Below are 18,956 nucleotides of genomic sequence, written 5' to 3' on the forward strand. Positions count from 1 at the left end.
CGCGCTGCAAAGCGCTCGTCAGTGCGCCGCGCCGCCGATCTGCGCGCCGGGCTTGACGCGCGCGAGCAGCGCCAGCATGTCGGCCTCGATGCGGCGCAGCGCCTCGGGCGTGTGGCCCTCGAAGCGCAGCACCAGCACGGGCGTGGTGTTGCTCGCGCGGATCAGGCCGAAGCCGTCGGGCCAGTCCACGCGCAGGCCGTCTATGGTGCTGATGCTGGCGGGCGCGGCGAAGCTGCCTGCCGCCAGCGCCTGCAGTTCGGCCGTCAGGCGGTGGGGCTCGCCCTCCTCGCACGGCACGTTGAGCTCGGGCGTGCTGTGGCTGGCGGGCAGCGCATTGAGCACGGCACCCGGGTCGGCCGAGCGGCTCAGGATCTCCAGCAGGCGGCAGCCCGCGTAGGTGCCGTCGTCGAAGCCGTACCAGCGCTCCTTGAAGAAGATGTGGCCGCTCATCTCGCCGCCCAGCGGCGCCTGCAGCTCCTTCATGCGCGCCTTGATGAGCGAATGGCCGGTCTTGTACATCACCGGCTCGCCGCCCGCGGCGCGAATAGCGGGCGCCAGGCGCTGGGTGCACTTCACGTCGAACAGGATGGGCGCGCCCGGCACGCGAGAGAGCACGTCCTGCGCGAACAGCATCATCTGGCGGTCTGGGAAGATGTTCTGGCCGTCCTTGGTCACGATGCCGAGACGGTCGCCGTCGCCGTCGAAGGCCAGGCCCAGCTCGGCGTCGGTGGTGCGCAGCGCCTCGATCACGTCGCGCAGGTTCTCGGGCTTGCTCGGGTCGGGGTGGTGGTTGGGGAAGTTGCCGTCCACCTCGGAAAAGAGTTCGGCCACCTCGCAGCCCAGCGCGCGGAAGATGCCCGGCGCCGATGCGCCGGCCACGCCGTTGCCGCAATCGACCACGATCTTCATGGGCCGCGCGAGCTTCACGTCGCCCACGATGCGCTGCACGTAGGCGGGCAGCACGTCGGCCCGGCGCACGCTGCCGCCGGGGGCGGGCTGCCAGCTGCCAGACTCCATGGTTCGGCGAAGCTGCTGGATCTCATCGCCATGGATGGCGCGGCCGGCCAGCACCATCTTGAAGCCGTTGTAGTCGCGGGGGTTGTGGCTGCCCGTGACCTGGATGCCGCTCGCGCACAGCGTGCTGGCCGCGAAGTACAGCATGGGCGTGGTGCACATGCCGACGTCGATGACCTCGACGCCCGCGTCCACCAGGCCCTGGATCAGCGCGGCCGAGAGCTGCGGGCCGGACAGGCGCCCGTCGCGCCCCACGGCCACCGCGCGCTCGCCCTGCGCCCGCGCCGCCGTGCCGAAGGCCCGCCCCAGGGCGCGGGCCACGTCTTCGTCGAGCGTGGCGGGCACGATGCCGCGGATGTCGTAGGCCTTGAAGATGGCGGGAGAGAGCTGCACTGTGGGACCTGCCTTGGGAGAGAGGGGAAGCCGCGCATTGTAGGCGCCCCCCTGCTGCGCTCGCCGCCTCAGGCCCTGATGTCCAGGCGCCCTATGAGCTGCTTGAAGAACGCGTTGTCGCGCGCGATCAGCGCCTTGAAATCGGGCGCGTCGAGGTAGCCCTCGCCCATGTTCTGCTTGGCCATGGTCTCGCGCAGCGCGGGCTCCTGCAGCGTCCTGGCCATGGCCGTGCGCAGGGTCGCCACCACTTCGGGCGGCGTGCCCCTGGGCGCGGCCAGGCCGCGCCAGCCGCCGATGGACAGGTCGATCTGCCGCTCCTTGAGCGTGGGCACCTGCTCCCAGCCCGCGCCGATGCGCTTGTCGGCCATCACGGCCAGCGGGCGCACCTTGCCGGCGGCCACATAGGTGGCCACCTCCACGGGAGTGACGGCCACGGCCTCGATGTGGCCGCCCAGCAGGTCGAGCACGGCGGGGTTGGCGCCCCGGTACGGCGCGTGGTTGAACTGGGCCTGGGCCTTGTCCTCCAGCGCGGCCGCCGCCAGGTGGCCGAGCGAGCCCGGCCCGGCGTTGCCCACGCGCACCGCGCCGGGGTTCTTGCGCGCGGCGGCGAGCAGGTCCTCGAGGGTGCGGTAGGGCGAATCCGCGCGCACGGCGATGGTGGCCGGGTCGGCGTTGAGCCGCGCGATGGGCAGAACATCGTCGGCGGTGAGCTTCACGAGACCCATGTGCGGGATCATCGTGATCTCCACCGTGATGATCGCGAGCTTGTAGCCGTCGGGCTTGGCATTGACGAGTTCACCCCAGCCAATGCCGCCGCTCGCGCCGGCACGGTTGATGACGATGAGGTTCTGCGGCAGGTGCGCGCGCGCCTGCTCGGCCAGGGCGCGGGCGAGCACGTCGGTGCCGCCGCCAGCGGCGAACGGCACGATGAGCTCGATGGGCTTGTTCGGGTAGGCCTGTGCACGGGCAGGCACCGCGGCAGCGGCGGCCAGAGCGGCGAGGGACTGGAGGGCGTGGCGGCGGTCGATGGAGAGGGCCATGGCAGACAGCAATCAGTCGAGGTGGATATTGGCGGCCTTGATCACGCCGCTCCAGAGCTTCTGCTCGGAGCGCACGAACTCTCCGAACTGTGCAGGCGCCATGGGCATGGGCTGGATGCCCAGCTCTTCGAGCCGTGCACGCATCTCGGGGTGCTTGAGCGCGGCCACGAGGTCCTTGTTGAGCCGCTGCACCACCGCGTCGGGCAGCTTGGCGGGCCCCACGAAGCCCTGCCACGCATAGGCCTCGAAGCCGGGCACGCCGGCCTCGGCCATGGTGGGCACGTCGGGCAGGATGGACAGGCGCTGCGGCGTGGCCACGGCCAGCACGCGGATCTTGCCGCCCTTGATCATCGAGAGGCTGGGCGGCAGGTCCACGAACATGGTCTGCACCTGCCCCGCCATCAGGTCCTGCAGCGCGGGGGCCGAGCCCTTGTAGGGCACGTGCATCAGGTCCGTGCCCGTGCGCTGCTTGAACAGCTCCAGCGCCACGTGCAGCGGCGAGCCGGGCCCCGACGAGGCGCTGGAGACGCTGCCGGGCGACTTCTTCACCAGCGCGAGCAGCTCCTGCACATTCTTGGCCGGAAAGTTGGGCGCCACGGCCAGCACCAGCGGCATCTTGCCCAGGCCGCCGATGAAGGTGAAGTCCTTGCCCGCGTCGTAGCTCAGCGAAGCATACATCGCGGGGTTGAAGGCGAGCGTGCCCGAGTCGGCCGTGCCCACGGTGTAGCCGTCGGGCTGCGAGCGCGCGATGAAAGTGGCACCGATGATGCTGGCCGCACCCGGCTTGTTGTCCACCACCACGGGCTGGCCCAGGTCCTGTCCCATCCGGGTGGCAAGGTTGCGCGCGATCACATCGGTGGTGCCGCCGGGCGCGTAGGGCACGATCCACTTCACGGGCTGGGCCGGATAGGCGCCCTGGGCGTGCGCGTTCATGCCGCCGGCCAGCAGCGCGGCGGCGGCGAGCAGGCAAAAGGTCTTGCGTTTCATGGCGTGTGTCTCCTTCGGGTGGTCTTGAGGGTGTTTTTGGCCTCCAGCGCTTTACCATCAAGCGCTGTAAGCTATTTAATACATAGCACCTGCCCTAGCGGGGTTCGAGCATCCAGGCGTGCTGCGGGTCGTTCCAGAAGGCCCAGCGGCGCTGCGGGCCCGCCATGGTGTTGAGGTAGTACAGGTCGTAGGCGTGCGGCGCCACGCAGGGGTGGTAGCCGCGCGGCACGAGCACGGTGTCGCGGTGCTCCACGGCCATGGCCTCGTCCAGGCTGCGGTCGTCGGTGTACACGCGCTGGAAGGCAAAGCCCTGTTCGGGCCGCAGCATGTGGTAGTAGGTCTCTTCGAGCGAGGTCTCGCCCTCGCGCGCCGTGTCGTGCTTGTGCGGCGGGTAGCTCGACGAATGGCCCGCGGGCGTGACCACCTCGACGACGAGCAGGCCCTCGGCCGGCTCGCCCTCGGGCAGGATGTCGCACACGTAGCGCGTGTTGCTGCCCTGCCCGCGCACGCTGCGCTTCATGTGGCCGGGCTCGATCACGCGCGCGGGCAGCCGCCCTTGGGCGGGCGCGGTGGACAGCGCCACCTCCGCGTCGCCGCGCGCCGCGATGCGCACGCGCCGCCCCGGCGGCACGTAGACGGCGGCGGGCGCGGCGTCGTCGAACACCGAGGCGCGGCCGCCCAGGGCGGTGTACAGGGCGTCATCCACCTGCACGTCGGCCTGGCCGGTGAGGATAGTGATGCACAGCTCGCGGCCCGCGGGCAGGTCGAACGCTTCTTCCTCCCCTGCCCCGAGGCGCAGCGCGCGAAAGCCCACGTGGCGCCAGCCGGCGGATGCGGGCGTGATGTCGGCCACCACGCGCCCGCTGCGCGCGGCCTTGATCAGGAGCGGACTGATCGTCATGCGGCCTCCTTTTGTTGCGGTGTCTGCCGAGCGGCGCGCCAGCCTTCGATGAGCTGGCGGAAGTTGGCCGCCACGCGGGACTGGAACTCGGCGTCGCCGATCCGGCCCGCGAGCCATTCCCGGCTCGCCTCGGCCCAGACGCTGCGGCCGATCATGAAACCGCGCACGATGCGGCTGACCCGCGCCTCGGCGAAGCCCGCCACGAGCTGGTCGAGCGGCTGCGACAGGCCCAGGATCACCGCGCCACGGCAGTACGGGTCGCGCTCTTGCACCAGGGCGTCGAGCGCCTGCCAGTGGCGCGCGGCCATCGCGCCCACCTTCCACCATTCGGGGCGAAACCCCAGGTCGTAGAGGCGGCGGATCGCGCGCACCGTGGCCTCGCCGGCATCGCCCGGCATCCCGCGCGGCGGGATCACTTCGAGCAGCAGCTCGTGGCCGCTCTCGCGCGTGGCCTCCCAAGCCTGCCGGAGCCACTCCTCCTGCTCGGCGCGCAACGGCTCGGGGTCGTCGGGGTGGTAGAAGACCAGGCACTTGACCACCTGCTCGCGCGGCCAGTGCACGAGCTGCGAGCCCAGCGAATGCGTGCCGTCGAAGCGCAGCGGGCGCGAGCCCGGCCGCTCGATGGGCCGGCCCAGCCACCAGCCGCGGCCCGTGGCGTCGTGCAGCGCAGCCTCGCCCAGGCGGCCGTCGATGAGCACGCCGAGCTTGCCGCGCACGCCGGCGTCCTGGGCTTCGATGTCCGCCACCACGCGGTTGATGAGCTTCTTGAGCGCGGGGATGCGCGCCGCGTCGGCGCCCGCCTCGCGCGCCATGTCCTCGAACTGCGCGCGGTGGTCGTAGGCCAGCACGTAGAGCTCGGGCCACTGGCGGCGCGGCACGCTCACGCGGTGCAGGTGGGCGAGCTGCGCGTCCTGGTCGGGCCGCACGTGGCGCTCGCTCGCGAACCAGTGCGCCAGCTCGGCCCGCGTGGGCATGGCCGGCGCGCAGCCGTGGCGCGAGACCACAATGGCGCCGCAGGCGTTGGCGATGCGCGCCGATTCCTCCCAGCCCTTGCCGGTGAGCAGGCCGTGGAGCAGGCCCGAGGCGAAGGCATCGCCCGCGCCGAGCACGTTGAGCACCTCGATGCGCTCGCCCAGCACGGTGAGCGCGTCGTCGATGCGTGGGGGCACCTCGCCCTCGACGATGCTGCAGCCCAGCGCGCCGCGCTTGACCACGAACACGGCCCGCGTGTGCCGGCGCGCGCTGCGCAGCGCGGCCATCAACTCGGCCTCGCCGCCGGCGATCAGCCATTCCTCCTCGGTGCCGATGATGAGCTCGAACAGCGGCAGCTGCGCCTGCAGGTGGCGGCTCACCGCGTCGCTGCCGACGTAGCGCGTCTCGCCGTCGCCTTTGGCCGCCAGGCCCCAGAGCACGGGGCGGTAGTCGATGTCGAGCACGCGCACCGCGCCGTGGCGCCCTGCCAACTCCAGCGCGCGGCGGCTGGCGGCCAGCACCGTGGGTGTGCTCAGGTGCGTGCCGGTGACGAGCAGGCTGCGGCAGCCGGCGATGAAGTCTTCGCCAATGGCGGCGGCGTCGAGCGCCATGTCGGCGCAGTTCTCGCGCGCGAAGAGCAGCGGGAAGGTGTCCTGGTCCTTGATGCCCAGCAGCACCATGCCCGTGAGGCGCTGCGGGTCGATCTGCACCTGGCCCACGTCGCAGCCTTCGTTCCTCAGCGTGTTCAGCAGGAAGCGGCCGTTCTGCTCGTCGCCCACGCGCGAGACCATGGCCGAGCGCAAGCCCAGGCGCGCCGTGCCGAAGGCGATGTTGGCCGACGAGCCGCCCAGGTACTTGGAAAAGCTCGCCGCGTCCTCCAGGCTGCAGCCGATCTGCTGCGCGTAGAGATCCACGGCCAGGCGGCCGAGGCAGGCCACGTCATGCGTGCGGCCCGGGGGGAAATTCAGCGTGGTGGGCATGTGTCTCCTGCGCTCTCAAGCGGTGGGTCCGGGGGATGCGCCCCCGGATAATGGCCCGTATCATAGCCCGGAATAGAAATTTTTTTCCAAATAAATGGAAAACAGAAAAAACAAACCAAACACGGACGCCCTGCCCTCCTATGCGAACGCGGACGCCTTCCTCGACGACCTGCGCACGCGCTACCCGCAGCTCAGCCGCCAGCTGCAGGCCATCGCGCGCCACGTGGAGCACAGCGGCGCGCACATCGCGCTGCAGGGCATCCAGGAGGTCGCGCAGCACTGCGGCGTGCAACCATCGGCCGTGGTGCGCTTCGCCAAGCACTTCGGCTTTCACGGCTACACGCAGCTGCAGACGCTGTTTCGCGCGGGCGCGGCGCGCCAGCTCGCGCCGCAGCGCGACTACCAGGACCGCATCCGCAGCCTGATCGACGCGGGCACGGGGCCGCTGTCGGGCACGCAGATCGCGCACGAGGTGGTGGAAGGCGGGCTTGCCAGCCTGCGGGCGCTGCAGGCCGGGCTGGCCGACGCGCCGATCGACGCGGCCGTGGACCTGCTGGCGGACGCGCCCGCGCTATGGCTCGCGGCCGCGCGTCGCGCGTTCCCCGTGGGCGCATACCTGGCCTATGCGCTGCAGCACACGGCCAAGCCCGTGCACTGGCTGCACGGCCTGGGCGCGATGCAGATGGGCGAGCTGCGCGCCATGGCCCCGGGCGACGTGATCGTGGCCGTGTCGTTCGAGCCCTACGCGCGCGAGACGCTGGAACTGGTGGACGCGGCGCTGGAGCGCGGCGCGCGCCTGCTGGCGCTCACCGACAGCCCGCTCTCGCCGCTGGCCGCGCGCGCCAGCGTCACCCTGGCGGCGCAGGACAGCGCCACCTTCGGCTTCCGCTCGCTCACGGGCACGCTGTGCCTGGCTCAGTCGCTGTTCATCGCGCTGGCCTACCGCATGGAGCTCGTCTCGGCCTGACACGGCAGGCACATGTCCGAAAACGGCGAGTCCGCTGGCGGCGGCGGCCTATCATGCGCCCATGCCCTCCGATTTTCGCGCCGACGATGACGACGCCCGCTACCTGGCCCTGAAGGCGCGCGACGCGCGCTTCGACGGGCGCTTCTTCACGGGCGTCACGTCCACCGGCATCTACTGCCGCCCCGTCTGCGCCGTGCGCACGCCGCGGCGCGAGAACTGCCGCTTCTTCGCGCTGGCCGCGCAGGCCGAGAGCGCGGGCTTCCGGCCCTGCCTGCGCTGCCGGCCGGAGCTCGCGCCGCAGGCGCTCGCGTGGTCGGTGCAGGACGCCTCGGGCATCCTCGTGCGGCAGGCGCTGCGGCTGCTGGACGCGCCCGAAGCCTGGGGCGCGGAAGGCGGCGGCGCCCTGGTGGCGCAGCTGGCCGCGCGCCTGGGCGTGAGCGACCGGCATCTGCGCCGCATCTTCGGCGAGGCGCTGGGCGTCTCGCCCCTGCAATACCTGCAGACTCGCCGCCTGCTGGCCGCCAAGCAGCTGCTGACCGACACGGCCCTGCCCGTCACCCAGGTGGCGCTGGCCAGCGGCTTCGCAAGCGTGCGGCGCTTCAACGCGGCCTTCGGCGCGCACTACGGGCTCAACCCCACGCAGCTGCGCCGCCAGGGCGCGCCGGCGGGCGGCACCGGCCGTCCGGTGCGGCTGGGCTACCGGCCGCCCTACGACGCGGCGGCGCTGCTGGGCTTCCTCGCGGCGCGGCGCATCCACGGCATGGAGGAAGTCGAGGGCCTGGCACTGCGCCGCACCGTGCGGCTGCGGGCCGGCGGCGCGGCGTACACGGGCTGGATCGGCGCGCGCTTCGACCCCGGCCGGCCCCTGGTGCTGCTGGAGGCCAGCCCCGGCCTGCTGCCCGCTCTGCCCCAGGTGATCGCCCGCGTGCGCGCGCTGCTCGACCTGGACGCCGATCCCGGGCCCATCAACGCCGCGCTGCACGCCGCATTCCCCGGGGGCGACGGCCTGCGCGTGCCGGGCGCGTGGGACGGCTTCGAACTGGCCGTGCGCGCCGTGCTGGGCCAGCAGATCACGGTGGCGGCCGCGCGCACGCTCGCGCAGCGGCTGGTGGAGCGCTTCGGCGAGCCCGTCCAGACGCCCTGGCCGGGACTGGATCGGCTGTTCCCCGCGCCCGCCGTGCTCGCGGCGGCGCAGGGCGACGCGCTCGGGCAGCTCGGCATCGTGCGCCAGCGGCAGGCGGCCATCGTGGCGCTGGCGCAGGCCGTGGACGGAGGCCGGATCGCCCTGCACGCGGGCAGCGACGTGGACGCCACCCTGGCCGCGCTGCGCCAGCTGCCCGGCATCGGCGACTGGACGGCCCAGTACATCGCCATGCGCGCGCTGCGCTGGCCCGACGCCTTCCCCGCCGGCGACGTGGCGCTGCACAAGGCCCTGGCCGTGCAAGGCGCGCCGCAGCCCGCGCGCGCGGCCCTCGCGGCGGCGCAGGCCTGGCGGCCCTGGCGCAGCTACGGCGTGATCCGGGCCTGGGCGGGCCTGGCGGCACCGCTCCCGAACCTATAGCTGATACCGCCCGCCCCGCCTGCGCTGCGAGCCGATTTGACGTTTAATGGAGGCTTCCATGCAATACCCCCCCGACACGGTGCAAGCCCGCACCCCCACCGCCCTGGGCGACGTCCGCCTGGCCGCCAGCGCGCGCGGCCTCGTCGGCCTGTGGTTCGACGGCCAGCGCCACCTGCCGGCGCAGCTCGACGGCCCCGGCGCCTGGCCCACGGACGATGCGCACCCCGTGCTGCGCGCCGCCGCGGCCCAGGTGCGCGAGTACCTTGACGGCACGCGCACGCGCTTCGACCTGCCGCTGGACCTCTCGGGCGGCACGCCCTTCCAGCAAGCCGTGTGGCGGGCGCTGCTGGCCATCCCGCGCGGCGGCACCACGACCTACGGCGCGCTGGCGCGCCAGCTCGGCCGCCCGGCCGCCGTGCGCGCCGTGGGCGCGGCCGTGGGGCGCAACCCCATCAGCGTGGCCGTGCCCTGCCACCGCGTGCTCGGCAGCGGCGGCGCCCTCACCGGCTACGCCGGCGGCCTGCCGCGCAAGACGGCGCTGCTGCGGCTCGAAGCCTCTTCACCTTCCCATTCCCTGCCCGCATGACCCTTCCTGCCACGCCAGCCGCCACCGCCAGCCAGCCCTCCTGGGCCGGCGAATTCCTCCTGCTCTCGGCGCTGTGGGGCGCCTCGTTCCTCTTCATGCGCCTGGGGGCGGCGGAGTTCGGGCCGCTGCCCACGGCCGGGCTGCGCGTGGCGCTGGCCACGCTGTTCCTCTGGCCCATCCTGGTGCAGCGCGGCGAGTGGCCGGCGCTGCGGCGCCACTGGCGGCCGGTGCTGCTGGCGGGGCTGGTCAACTCCGCCATCCCGTTCGTGCTGTTCGCCTGGGCGGTGATGCGCATCGCCACGGGGCTCACCTCCATCCTCAACGCCACGGTGCCGCTGTTCGGCGCGCTGGTGGCCTGGGCGTGGCTGGGCGACCGCATCGGCCGCCTGCGCTGGCTGGGCCTGGGGCTGGGCTTCCTGGGCGTCGCGCTGCTGGCCTGGCGCGCGCCGGCAAGCGCCGGCGTCCAGAGCGGCCACACCGGCTGGGCCATCGCCGCGTGCCTGCTGGCCTCCACCTGCTACGCGGTGGCCGCCAGCTATGCGCGGCGCCACCTCGCGGGCATACCGCCGCTGGCCTCGGCCACGGGCAGCCTGCTGGGCGCAGCGCTGGGCCTGGCCCTGCCCACGCTGCTGTTCTGGCCCGCGCAGATGCCAGGGCCACGCGCCTGGGCGGCCATCGTGGCCATCGCCGTGCTGTGCACGGGCATCGCCTACATCCTGTATTTCCGGCTCATCGCCCACGCGGGGCCGAGCCGCGCGCTGGCCGTGACCTTCCTGGCGCCGGCCTTCGCGGTCGCCTATGGCGCGGCGTTCCTGGGCGAGGCGGTCACACCCTGGATGCTGGGCTGCGGCGCGGTGATCGTCTGCGGCACCATGCTCTCCACCGGGCTCGTGGGGCCGCGCGGCGCCCAGGCGCGCTGACCCGCCGCCCCGGGACGCATCAGTCCTGCTGGCGCGCGCCGGTGCCGGAGACCTGGAAGCCGATGATGGACGCGCTCGCGTCCGCGAAGGGCACGCCCAGAGCGATCTCGCCCGAGCCGATCAGGCGGCAGCTGTCGCGGCGCAGCTGCAGCGGCGCCTCGCTGCCCTCGAAGCGCACCCAGGTGCCGAAGCTGCTCAGGTCGGTGAGCACGAAGGCGCCGTGGCGCCAGTCCAGGCGCGCATGCACGCGCGAGACCCGGGGGTCGGCGATGCACAGGTGCGAATCGGGTGCGCGCCCCACGTTGACGGGGATGTCCATCGACGAGAACAGCCGGTAGGCTCCGGGCCAGGACAGCTGGATCTGCGCAGGGCCCGTGTCCGCCACCAGCGCGGCCAGGTCGCTGCGCAGCTCGGAATGGACGGTGAGGTCGGCCCGGTTCTCGGCACGCCACTCGATCTGGTACGTGACCAGGGGCTCGGCCTTGCCGCGCATCTCCAGGTGCCCCAGGCGGACGAAGCACATGCCGCGCGGCGCGCGCAGGCCGGCGACGACGGACTCGGCGGCCCAGATCTCGGCGTCGTCGGCGCGCTCGCACAGGCGCGCGGCGACGTTGACCGCATCGCCGTAGCAGTCGCCGTCCACCTCGACGACCTCGCCGCTGGCGAGCCCGACATGGATCCCGACATGCGATTCCCGCGCCTGGGGGCCGATCCACTGGCGATGCTCGCGCATCAGTTCCGCCGCCGCCAGCACGGCGTCGCCGGGCTCGGCAAACAGGCCCAGCACGCCATCGCCCAGGTTCTTCACCACGCGCCCGCCATACCGCTGGATACATGCGCCCATGGCCTGCGTGAGCGGAGCCACCACGGCCGCCGCGCCCTCGTTGCCCAGGGCCTCGTACAGCGCCGTGCTGCCGGTCATGTCTGCAAACACCACGGTCTTGTGGGAGTTCACGCCTGGTCCTTCGCCCATTCCTGTCATTGCGGCCGCGCCTCCACGGCGCAAAGGCTGTCGTGGCGCGAATCGTTACGAATTGAAAGTATGCATCTTATGTCGGCCGGCGGTGCGTCCGCTTTATTGCGCCATTGCAATCCGCAGCGTTAACAAAGTTTCACACAGGAATGCCCCGGCGGCCGGCGCCGAGACGCGGGCACGGGAAACACCGCAGATTTCTACAACTCGTTACTCAATGCGCATGTCCCCAGTAGATGAGCGCATCGCGCCCCTCCACGGACAGCGAAACCTGCGCGCCCACAGGCAGCAGCACCTTGGTGGGCACGTGGCCGAACGGCAGGTTGGTGAGCACGGGAGCCTTGATCTGCGTGCGCAGCCAGTCCACCACGCTCTGCAGCCTGAAGCCCTTGTCGTGCGGGGCCAGCTTGTAGTTGGTGAACTGGCCCAGCACCACGGCCTTCTGCCGGGCGAGCACACCGGCGTGCAGCAGCTGGGTCAGCATGCGCTCCACGCGGTACGGGTGTTCGCTGATGTCTTCCACGAACAGGATGCCGCCCTTCACCTCGGGGAAGTACGGCGTGCCGGCCAGCGAGGTGAGCACGGCGAGGTTGCCGCCCCAGAGCTGCGCGGATTTCACGTACACGTCGGGCACGGCGGGCCTGCCGTCGGCGCGGGGCGGCTCCTTGCCCATGCGCCAGCCTGCGCCCTCGCCGTGGCCGGTGAGCAGGTCGTCGAAGCAGGCGGCCATGATGTCGTCGGGCTCGCCCTCCACGCCCCAGTCGATTTCCAGCGAAGGGCCGGCCCAGGTGGTGGCGCCGGTGCGGGCGAGCACCGCATTCTGGAAGGCGGTGAAGTCGCTCATGCCGACGAAGCGCGTGCCGCGCTCGATGGCCTTGGCGATTTTCTTGTACTGGATGCCCGGCAGGATGCGCGTGAAGCCGTAGGCGGCGCGCGAGATCAGCGCCACGTCGGCCCCGCTGGCCGCGGCGCGGTGGATGGCGGCCAGCCGCGTGGCGTCGTCGCCCGCGAAGCGCGTGTGGGTGGCGAGCGCATCGGCGTCCACCTCCACCTCGTGGCCCAGGGCCCTCAGGCGCGCGATGCCGCGCTTGAACGCGGCCTTGTCGCGCACGGCGCTGGCGGGGGAGTAGACGTAGATGTGCTTGGGGCCGTGGTCGTGGCCGCAGTCTTCATGATGGTCGTGCATAGCGGGCGGAGTATTCCATAGCAGCCCGGGCCGAGGCGGCACTGGCATCGGGCACGGTGCATGCCGGGACGCCCGGCTCCGCGCCGAACCGGGCGAAGGCGCGCGGCCCGGCGCGGTGGCCCGCGTCGGGAAATGGCAGGCCATCGTCCGCCGCGCCTTCCTGCACCAGCACCAGCGGCGCATCCGGCCACGGCAGCACCGCGCCCGGCTGGGCCAGCAGCACCACGTTGCGCAGGGCCAGCCGCTGCGCCAGATCGGCCAGCACCTGCCGGTGCCAGTCCAGGCGGTGCGCGGCTTCCTTCTTGGGCTTGTCGCTGCGGCCGAAGCCGATGAGGTCGGGTGCGACCACGCGGTGGCCCGCCTGCAGCAGCACGGGCAGCATGTGCCGCCAGGCATGGCTCCACGCGGGGCTGGCGTGCAGGCACAGCCAGGTGAGCGGAGCGTCCCGCGGGCCCTCGTCCACGTAATGCAGGCGCAGCCCGGCGAGCGAAGGCAGGTCGCTCACGTAGCGCGGCTGCCAGGGCCAGTCGGGCAGGCCGGCGAAGGCCGCGTCGGGCGTGCGCAGCGCGTCGTCGCGCAGCGGGTGGGCCGCACGCTGCGCCCGGCGCCGCTCGCGGAAGAAACCGCTGAGCAGCGCGCCGCACTCCTCGGCCAGCACGCCGCCCGCCACGCGCGTCTGGTGGTTCAGGCGCGGCTCGGCGAACAGGTCCACCACCGAGCCGGCCGCGCCCGTCTTGGGATCGGCCGCACCGTAGACCACGCGCGGCAGGCGCGCGTGCAGCATGGCGCCGGCGCACATGGCGCAGGGCTCCAGCGTCACGTAGAGCGTGCAGCCGTCGAGCCGGTAGTTGCCCAGCCGCGCGGCCGCCGCGCGCAGCGCCGCGATCTCGGCGTGCGCCGTCGGGTCGTGGCCGGCGATGGGCGCGTTGCGGCCGGTGGCGATCACCTCGCCGCCGCGCACCAGCACGGCGCCCACGGGCACCTCGCCGTCCTGCAGGGCGGCACGCGCCTGGGCCAGGGCCGCGCGCATCCAGGTGGCGTCGTCTTCGGGTTCACTCATGTTTCCATAGCTATTAGTGCTTTATAGGTAAGCCCTACAGCCATTTTTTACTGTAATTCTTCACCTGCCATGCCCAGCTTGCGCATCCATTCGGCCAGCGCGCGCTCGTCGGGCGTGCCCGCGGCGTACCGCGCGTGCATGGCGGCGTGCGCTTCCTTGCGGTGCTGGTTGAGCTTGATCTTGCACTGCACGTCCAGCACCTGCAGCTCGAACGCGGCGATGCCCGCCATCATCCTGTGGGCGAACTCCCCGCCCAGCGCGCGCCACTGCGCGGCGTAGGCGGGTTCGTGGTCGGCGATCAGGGTTTTGAGCAGCGCGTCCGTGGCCGCGTCGCCCTCGACCGGCGTGGCGCGCACGCGGCAGTGCACCGCGAGGTAGTTCCACGTGGGAACGCGCGCGGAGTCGGGGTAGACCGAGGGCGACATGTACGCATGCGGCCCCTGGAAGACCGCGAGCGCCTCGGGCCGCGAGCGCAGGTAGCGCCAGTGCGGGTTGGGGCGCGCGCAATGGCCCAGCAGCACCCATTCGCCGCCCGCGCGCTCTTCGAGGTGCAGCGGCAGGTGGGTGACGAAGGGGAAGCCCTCGTCGTCGTTGCTGACCAGGCTGGCGAACGGGTGCGCGCGCATCAGCGCGGCGGCGTGGGCGGGGTCCTTGGACCGGAATTGCGGCGGCAGGTACATGGCGTGTGCTCCAGAGGCAGGAATGTAGCCGCGCTGGGATAATCGCGGCCCTATGTCCCTTGCTCCCCACCAGCTCGAACTGCTCTCCCCCGCGCGCGACGCCGACATCGGCATCGAGGCCGTGAACCACGGCGCCGACGCCGTCTACATCGGCGGCCCCGCGTTCGGCGCGCGCGCCACGGCGGGCAACGGGCTGCGCGACCTGGAGCGGCTGATCCGCCACGCGCACCGCTTCCACAGCCGCATCTTCGTCACGCTCAACACCATCCTGCGCGACGACGAGCTGGAGGACGCGCGCCGCATGGCCTGGCAGGTGTACGAGGCCGGGGCCGACGCGCTCATCATCCAGGACATGGGCCTGCTGGAGATCGACCTGCCGCCCATCCAGCTGCACGCGAGCACGCAGACCGACATCCGCACGCCCGAGAAGGCTCGCTTCCTGCAGGACGCGGGCCTGTCGCAGATCGTGCTGGCGCGTGAGCTGGACCTGGCCCAGATCGCCGCCATCCGCGCCGCCACCGATCCGGCCAGAACCACCATCGAGTTCTTCGTGCACGGCGCGCTGTGCGTGGCCTATTCGGGCCAGTGCTTCATCAGCCACGCCCACACGGGCCGCAGCGCCAACCGGGGCGACTGCAACCAGGCCTGCCGCCTGCCCTACGAGGTGCTGGACGGCCAGGGCCGCATCATCGCGCACGAGAAGCACGTGCTCTCGATGAAGGACAACAACCAGTCGGACAACCTGCGCACCCTGATCGACGCGGGCGTGCGCAGCTTCAAGATCGAGGGCCGCTACAAGGACATGGGCTACGTGAAGAACATCACGGCGCACTACCGCCGGCTGCTCGACGAAATCGTCGAGGAAGGGGGCTTCGCGCGCTCGTCCAGCGGGCGCACCGCGTTCAGTTTCACGCCCGACCCCGACCAGAACTTCAACCGCGAGTTCACCGACTACTTCGTCAACGGCCGCCAGCAGGACATCGGCGCGTTCGACACGCCCAAGACGCCGGGCCGCGCCATCGGCTGGGTCACGCAAGTCGGCGACAAGTGGTTCGAGCTGGAGACGAGCGACCATGCCACCCAGCTGCACAACGGCGACGGCCTGTGCTACTACGACCTGCAAAAGGACCTGGTGGGCGTGCACGTCAACCGCGCCGAGAGCGTGAGAAGCGGCGTGTGGCGCGTGTTCCCCAAGGATGCCATCGCGGGCTTCAAGGACCTGCGCAAGGGCCTGGAGATCAACCGCAACCGCGACATGGACTGGGTGCGCGCGCTGGAGAAGAAGTCCAGCGAGCGGCGCATCGGCGTGTGGGCGCAGCTGTCGGAAACACCTGACGGCTTCGCGCTCACGCTCACCGACGAGGACGGTTTCACCGGCAGCGCCCATGCCGTCCAGGAACATCAGCCCGCGACCGACGCCGCCAAGGCGGAAAGCACGCTGCGCGAGCAGCTCGGCCGCTTCGGCGCGACCATCTTCCAGGTGCATGACATCGCGCTGCAGCTCTCGCAGCCCTGGTTCGTGCCCGCATCCGCGCTCAACCAGCTGCGCCGCGACGCCGTGGCGGCGCTGGAGCACGCGCGCGCCGAGGGCCTCGTGCGCCTGCCACGCGCCAAGCCTGTGGAGCCGCCCGTGCCCTTCCCCGAGGACACGCTGACCTACCTCGCCAACGTTTACAACCACAAGGCGCGCGACTTCTACGCGCGCCACGGCGTGAAGGTGATCGCCGCCGCCTACGAAAGCAAGGAGGAGGAAGGCGAGGTGAGCCTCATGATCACCAAGCACTGCGTGCGCTACAGCATGAGCCTGTGCCCCAAGCAGGCCAAGGGCGTGATCGGCGTGAAGGGCACCATCCGCGCCGAGCCGCTGCAGCTGATCAACGGCAAGGAAAAGCTCACGCTGCGCTTCGACTGCAAGCCCTGCGAGATGCACGTGGTGGGACGCATGAAGAAGTCGGTCATGAACCAGCACCTCAGGGACATGCAGGAAAAGCCCCTGCGCTTCTACCGCACGCGGCCCGCCGCATAAGCACATAGCCAGGCCATCGTTCGGGCGCGCCGCGGCTTGGCCGACAATGTCCGGCTGTCAACAACCCAACCCAAGGAAGACACCGATGCGCATCGAAACCCTGGCCGTCCATGCCGGCTACTCGCCCGATCCGACCACCAAGTCCGTGGCCGTGCCCATCTACCAGACGGTGGCGTACGCCTTCGACAGCGCGCAGCACGGCGCCGACCTGTTCGACCTGAAGGTGCCGGGCAACATCTACACGCGCATCATGAACCCCACGACCGACGTGCTGGAAAAGCGGGTCGCAGCGCTGGAGGGCGGCATCGCCGCCGTGGCCGTGGCCTCGGGCATGTCGGCCATCACCTATGCCATCCAGGCGATTGCCGAGGCAGGCGACAACATCGTGAGCGCCAGCACGCTCTACGGCGGCACCTACAACCTGTTCGCCCACACCTTCCCGCAGCAGGGCCTGGAGGTGCGCTTCGCCGACCCGCGCGACCCGGCCAGCTTCGGCAAGCTGATCGACGAGCGCACGAAAGCGGTGTTCTGCGAATCCATCGGCAACCCGCTGGGCAACGTGACCGACATCCGCGCGCTGGCCGACGTGGCCCATGCCCACGGCGTGCCGCTGATCGTGGACAACACCGTGCCCAGCCCCTACCTGCTGCGCCCCATCGAGCATGGCGCCGACATCGTGGTGCACGCGCTCACCAAATACCTGGCCGGCCACGGCAACAGCATGGGCGGCGCCATCGTCGACAGCGGCAAGTTCCCCTGGGCAGAGCACAAGGCGCGCTTCAAGCGCCTGAACGAGCCCGACGTGAGCTACCACGGCGTGGTCTACACCGAGGCCCTGGGCCCGGCCGCCTACATCGGCCGCGTGCGCGTGGTGCCGCTGCGCAACACGGGCGCGGCCATCTCGCCGCACAACGCCTTCCTGATCCTGCAGGGCATAGAGACGCTGGCGCTGCGCATGGACCGCATCTGCGAGAACTCGCAAAAAATCGCCGAGGCGCTGCAACGCCATCCAAAGGTGGAATGGGTGCGCTACGCGGGCCTGCCGGAGCACCCCGACCACGCGCTGGTGCAGCGCCAGCTCGGCGGCCGGGCGTCGGGCATCCTGTCGTTCAGCCTGAAGGCCGACGACGCGCGCGCGGCGGGCGCCCGCTTCCTCGACGCGCTCGGGCTGTTCACGCGCCTGGTGAACATCGGCGACGCCAAGTCGCTCGCCACGCACCCGGCATCGACCACGCACCGCCAGCTCAACGCCGACGAACTGGCCAAGGCCGGCGTGACCGAGGGCATGGTGCGCCTGTCCATCGGCATCGAGCACATCGACGACCTGCTTGAAGACCTGCACCAGGCACTGGACGCGGTTTGAGCGTTTTTAGCCTCCAGCACTTGATGGACAAGCGCTGGCAGCTATCGTTTCAGGAGTCCCGCGCCAGCCGCAGCCCCGTGAACTGCCAGCGAGCGCCGGTCGGGAAGAAGTTGCGGTAGCTCGCGCGCGCATGGCCCGCCGGCGTGGCGCAGGAGCCGCCGCGCAGCACGTACTGGTTCACCATGAACTTGCCGTTGTATTCGCCCACGGCCCCCGGCGCGGGGCTGAAGCCGGGGTACGGCGCGTAGCTGGACCGGGTCCACTCCCACACGTCGCCGAACATCTGCCGCAGCGCCCCGCCCTGCGCCGGCTGCGCGGGGCGCGGGTGCAGCGCGCCGCTGTCGGCGAAGTGGCCCTGGTCCACGCCGGCGGCCCGGGCCGCGGCGGCCTCCCACTCGGCCTCGGTGGGAAGGCGCGCGCCGGCCCAGCGGGCGTAGGCGTCGGCCTCGTAGTACGACAGATGCGCCACGGGCTGCAGCGGCGCCAGCGGCCGACCGCCGGCCAGCGTGAATTCGCTCCAGCCGCTCTCGTCCCTGCGCCAGTACAGGGGATGGGCGATCTGCTGGGCGCAGCACCAGTCCCAGCCCTCGGCCAGCCAGTGCGCGGGGTCGCGGTAGCCGCCATCGGCCATGAAGGCCAGGTAGTCCGCGTTCGTGACCAGGCGCGTCGCCAGCTCGTAGGGCCGCAGGTAGACGGCGTGGCGCGGCAGCTCGTTGTCGAACGCGAAGCCCTCGCCCGCGTGGCCGATCTCGACCAGCCCGCCATCGAACCGCCGCCAGCCGGCCTGCGCCGCGCCAGCGCGCCCGGGCGGCGGCGGCGCCGGCGCATCGCGGTACGCGGGCCACAGGGGGTTGCACCACAGCAGGTGCTTGATGTCGGTGACGAGTAGTTCCTGGTGCTGCTGCTCGTGCTGCAGGCCCAGCTCCAGCAACGCACCCAGCCCGGCCGGCGGGGCGCCCCGCTCCAGCAGGCGCCGCATGCGCGCGTCCACGTCGGCGCGATAGGCCAGCACCGTGGCCAGCGGCGGGCGGGTCAGCAGGCCACGCTGCGGGCGCGGATGCTGGCGCCCCACGCCCTGGTAGTAGGAGTTGAACAGCACGCGGTAGGCGGGGTCGAAGGGGCGGAAGCCCTGCTCGTGCGCCTCCAGGATGAAGGTCTCGAAGAACCAGGTGGTGTGCGCCAGGTGCCACTTGGCGGGGCTGGCGTCGGGCATGGATTGCACGCAGCAGTCCTCGGCCGACAGCGGCTGCGCCAGCGCCTCGGTGGCGACGCGCACGGCCGCATAGCGGTGCGCGGCATCGACGTCCCCGACGAGGGACGCGGGTGGAGGGCCTGGAGCGTTCATGG

16 protein-coding genes are annotated in these 18,956 nt (G+C 71.7%); 6 read left to right on the forward strand and 10 right to left on the reverse strand.

The features are described from left to right. Positions 1-18: 18 nt before the first annotated feature. The 5 genes from ALIDE2_RS14450 to ALIDE2_RS14470 all read right to left on the reverse strand — a co-directional run bounded on the left by ALIDE2_RS14450 (position 19) and on the right by ALIDE2_RS14470 (position 6,287). The gene (locus ALIDE2_RS14450; RefSeq protein ID WP_013722414.1) at positions 19-1,407 is read right to left on the reverse strand and encodes a phosphomannomutase/phosphoglucomutase; all 1,389 of its coding nucleotides are present in this window, start codon (positions 1,405-1,407) and stop codon (positions 19-21) included. A gap of 68 nt (positions 1,408-1,475) precedes the next feature. Beyond that, complete coding sequence (locus tag ALIDE2_RS14455) at positions 1,476-2,447, reverse strand: tripartite tricarboxylate transporter substrate binding protein (protein WP_013722415.1); 972 nt, start codon at positions 2,445-2,447, stop codon at positions 1,476-1,478. Between the two features lie 12 nt (positions 2,448-2,459). Then, on the reverse strand, positions 2,460-3,434 hold the full coding sequence (locus ALIDE2_RS14460) for a Bug family tripartite tricarboxylate transporter substrate binding protein (RefSeq protein ID WP_013519416.1): 975 nt from the start codon (positions 3,432-3,434) through the stop codon (positions 2,460-2,462). 94 nt (positions 3,435-3,528) lie between these two features. After that, positions 3,529-4,335: a 5-deoxy-glucuronate isomerase gene (gene iolB / locus ALIDE2_RS14465; RefSeq protein ID WP_013519417.1), complete on the reverse strand. Its 807-nt coding sequence runs from the start codon at positions 4,333-4,335 to the stop codon at positions 3,529-3,531. Further along, on the reverse strand, positions 4,332-6,287 hold the full coding sequence (locus ALIDE2_RS14470) for a bifunctional 5-dehydro-2-deoxygluconokinase/5-dehydro-2-deoxyphosphogluconate aldolase (protein WP_013722416.1): 1,956 nt from the start codon (positions 6,285-6,287) through the stop codon (positions 4,332-4,334). The genes iolB and ALIDE2_RS14470 overlap by 4 nt, the downstream gene beginning before the upstream one ends. A 94-nt stretch (positions 6,288-6,381) precedes the next feature. On the opposite strand from ALIDE2_RS14470, the gene ALIDE2_RS14475 reads away from it, so the two are divergent. The 4 genes from ALIDE2_RS14475 to ALIDE2_RS14490 all read left to right on the forward strand — a co-directional run bounded on the left by ALIDE2_RS14475 (position 6,382) and on the right by ALIDE2_RS14490 (position 10,321). Next, on the forward strand, positions 6,382-7,254 hold the full coding sequence (locus tag ALIDE2_RS14475; protein WP_013519419.1) for a MurR/RpiR family transcriptional regulator: 873 nt from the start codon (positions 6,382-6,384) through the stop codon (positions 7,252-7,254). A 61-nt stretch (positions 7,255-7,315) separates the two neighbouring features. After that, the gene (locus ALIDE2_RS14480; protein WP_013722417.1) at positions 7,316-8,815 is read left to right on the forward strand and encodes an AlkA N-terminal domain-containing protein; all 1,500 of its coding nucleotides are present in this window, start codon (positions 7,316-7,318) and stop codon (positions 8,813-8,815) included. Between the two features lie 58 nt (positions 8,816-8,873). After that, positions 8,874-9,401 carry a methylated-DNA--[protein]-cysteine S-methyltransferase gene (locus ALIDE2_RS14485; RefSeq protein WP_013519421.1) on the forward strand — a complete coding sequence of 176 codons (528 nt, stop codon included), beginning with the start codon at positions 8,874-8,876 and terminating at the stop codon, positions 9,399-9,401. Further along, positions 9,398-10,321 carry a DMT family transporter gene (locus ALIDE2_RS14490; protein ID WP_013722418.1) on the forward strand — a complete coding sequence of 308 codons (924 nt, stop codon included), beginning with the start codon at positions 9,398-9,400 and terminating at the stop codon, positions 10,319-10,321. Before ALIDE2_RS14485 ends, ALIDE2_RS14490 begins: the two co-directional genes overlap by 4 nt. A 19-nt stretch (positions 10,322-10,340) precedes the next feature. On the opposite strand, the gene ALIDE2_RS14495 is transcribed toward ALIDE2_RS14490, so the two are convergent. From ALIDE2_RS14495 to ALIDE2_RS14510, 4 genes are all read right to left on the reverse strand, one after another. Next, a complete protein-coding gene (locus ALIDE2_RS14495) occupies positions 10,341-11,303 on the reverse strand; it encodes an adenylate/guanylate cyclase domain-containing protein (protein WP_013519423.1) in 963 nt (320 codons plus the stop codon). A 205-nt stretch (positions 11,304-11,508) separates the two neighbouring features. Further along, positions 11,509-12,480 (reverse strand): LD-carboxypeptidase, encoded by a 972-nt coding sequence (locus tag ALIDE2_RS14500; protein WP_013519424.1) that lies wholly within the window; start codon positions 12,478-12,480, stop codon positions 11,509-11,511. Beyond that, entirely contained in the window at positions 12,464-13,540 is a 1,077-nt protein-coding gene (gene tadA / locus ALIDE2_RS14505) for a tRNA adenosine(34) deaminase TadA (protein WP_013722419.1), read from the reverse strand. The genes ALIDE2_RS14500 and tadA overlap by 17 nt, the downstream gene beginning before the upstream one ends. Before the next feature lie 47 nt (positions 13,541-13,587). Further along, the gene (locus tag ALIDE2_RS14510; RefSeq protein ID WP_013722420.1) at positions 13,588-14,220 is read right to left on the reverse strand and encodes an FMN-binding negative transcriptional regulator; all 633 of its coding nucleotides are present in this window, start codon (positions 14,218-14,220) and stop codon (positions 13,588-13,590) included. A gap of 52 nt (positions 14,221-14,272) precedes the next feature. Between ALIDE2_RS14510 and ALIDE2_RS14515 the strand changes: the two genes are divergently transcribed. Together ALIDE2_RS14515 and ALIDE2_RS14520 are read left to right on the forward strand one after the other, a co-directional pair. Continuing rightward, a complete protein-coding gene (locus ALIDE2_RS14515) occupies positions 14,273-16,246 on the forward strand; it encodes a peptidase U32 family protein (RefSeq protein ID WP_013722421.1) in 1,974 nt (657 codons plus the stop codon). Between the two features lie 85 nt (positions 16,247-16,331). Further along, positions 16,332-17,609 carry an O-acetylhomoserine aminocarboxypropyltransferase/cysteine synthase family protein gene (locus ALIDE2_RS14520; protein WP_013519428.1) on the forward strand — a complete coding sequence of 426 codons (1,278 nt, stop codon included), beginning with the start codon at positions 16,332-16,334 and terminating at the stop codon, positions 17,607-17,609. A gap of 49 nt (positions 17,610-17,658) precedes the next feature. On the opposite strand, the gene egtB is transcribed toward ALIDE2_RS14520, so the two are convergent. Beyond that, positions 17,659-18,954, reverse strand: a complete 1,296-nt coding sequence (gene egtB / locus ALIDE2_RS14525) for an ergothioneine biosynthesis protein EgtB (RefSeq protein ID WP_013722422.1) — start codon at positions 18,952-18,954, stop codon at positions 17,659-17,661. Positions 18,955-18,956: the final 2 nt, after the last annotated feature.

Source organism: Alicycliphilus denitrificans K601 (assembly GCF_000204645.1).
Lineage (GTDB): Bacteria > Pseudomonadota > Gammaproteobacteria > Burkholderiales > Burkholderiaceae_C > Alicycliphilus > Alicycliphilus denitrificans.

Bases quoted from the DNA above. Each gene is read 5' to 3' on its own strand.
- ALIDE2_RS14455 (WP_013722415.1), bottom strand. From the start codon at position 2,447: ATGGCCCTCTCCATCGACCGCCGCCACGCCCTCCAGTCCCTCGCCGCT.
- ALIDE2_RS14475 (WP_013519419.1), top strand. From the start codon at position 6,382: ATGGAAAACAGAAAAAACAAACCAAACACGGACGCCCTGCCCTCCTAT.
- egtB (WP_013722422.1), bottom strand. From the start codon at position 18,954: ATGAACGCTCCAGGCCCTCCACCCGCGTCCCTCGTCGGGGACGTCGAT.
- iolB (WP_013519417.1), bottom strand. From the start codon at position 4,335: ATGACGATCAGTCCGCTCCTGATCAAGGCCGCGCGCAGCGGGCGCGTG.
- ALIDE2_RS14460 (WP_013519416.1), bottom strand. From the start codon at position 3,434: ATGAAACGCAAGACCTTTTGCCTGCTCGCCGCCGCCGCGCTGCTGGCC.
- ALIDE2_RS14470 (WP_013722416.1), bottom strand. From the start codon at position 6,287: ATGCCCACCACGCTGAATTTCCCCCCGGGCCGCACGCATGACGTGGCC.
- ALIDE2_RS14510 (WP_013722420.1), bottom strand. From the start codon at position 14,220: ATGTACCTGCCGCCGCAATTCCGGTCCAAGGACCCCGCCCACGCCGCC.
- ALIDE2_RS14520 (WP_013519428.1), top strand. From the start codon at position 16,332: ATGCGCATCGAAACCCTGGCCGTCCATGCCGGCTACTCGCCCGATCCG.
- ALIDE2_RS14495 (WP_013519423.1), bottom strand. From the start codon at position 11,303: ATGACAGGAATGGGCGAAGGACCAGGCGTGAACTCCCACAAGACCGTG.
- ALIDE2_RS14490 (WP_013722418.1), top strand. From the start codon at position 9,398: ATGACCCTTCCTGCCACGCCAGCCGCCACCGCCAGCCAGCCCTCCTGG.
- tadA (WP_013722419.1), bottom strand. From the start codon at position 13,540: ATGAGTGAACCCGAAGACGACGCCACCTGGATGCGCGCGGCCCTGGCC.
- ALIDE2_RS14500 (WP_013519424.1), bottom strand. From the start codon at position 12,480: ATGCACGACCATCATGAAGACTGCGGCCACGACCACGGCCCCAAGCAC.
- ALIDE2_RS14485 (WP_013519421.1), top strand. From the start codon at position 8,874: ATGCAATACCCCCCCGACACGGTGCAAGCCCGCACCCCCACCGCCCTG.
- ALIDE2_RS14515 (WP_013722421.1), top strand. From the start codon at position 14,273: ATGTCCCTTGCTCCCCACCAGCTCGAACTGCTCTCCCCCGCGCGCGAC.
- ALIDE2_RS14480 (WP_013722417.1), top strand. From the start codon at position 7,316: ATGCCCTCCGATTTTCGCGCCGACGATGACGACGCCCGCTACCTGGCC.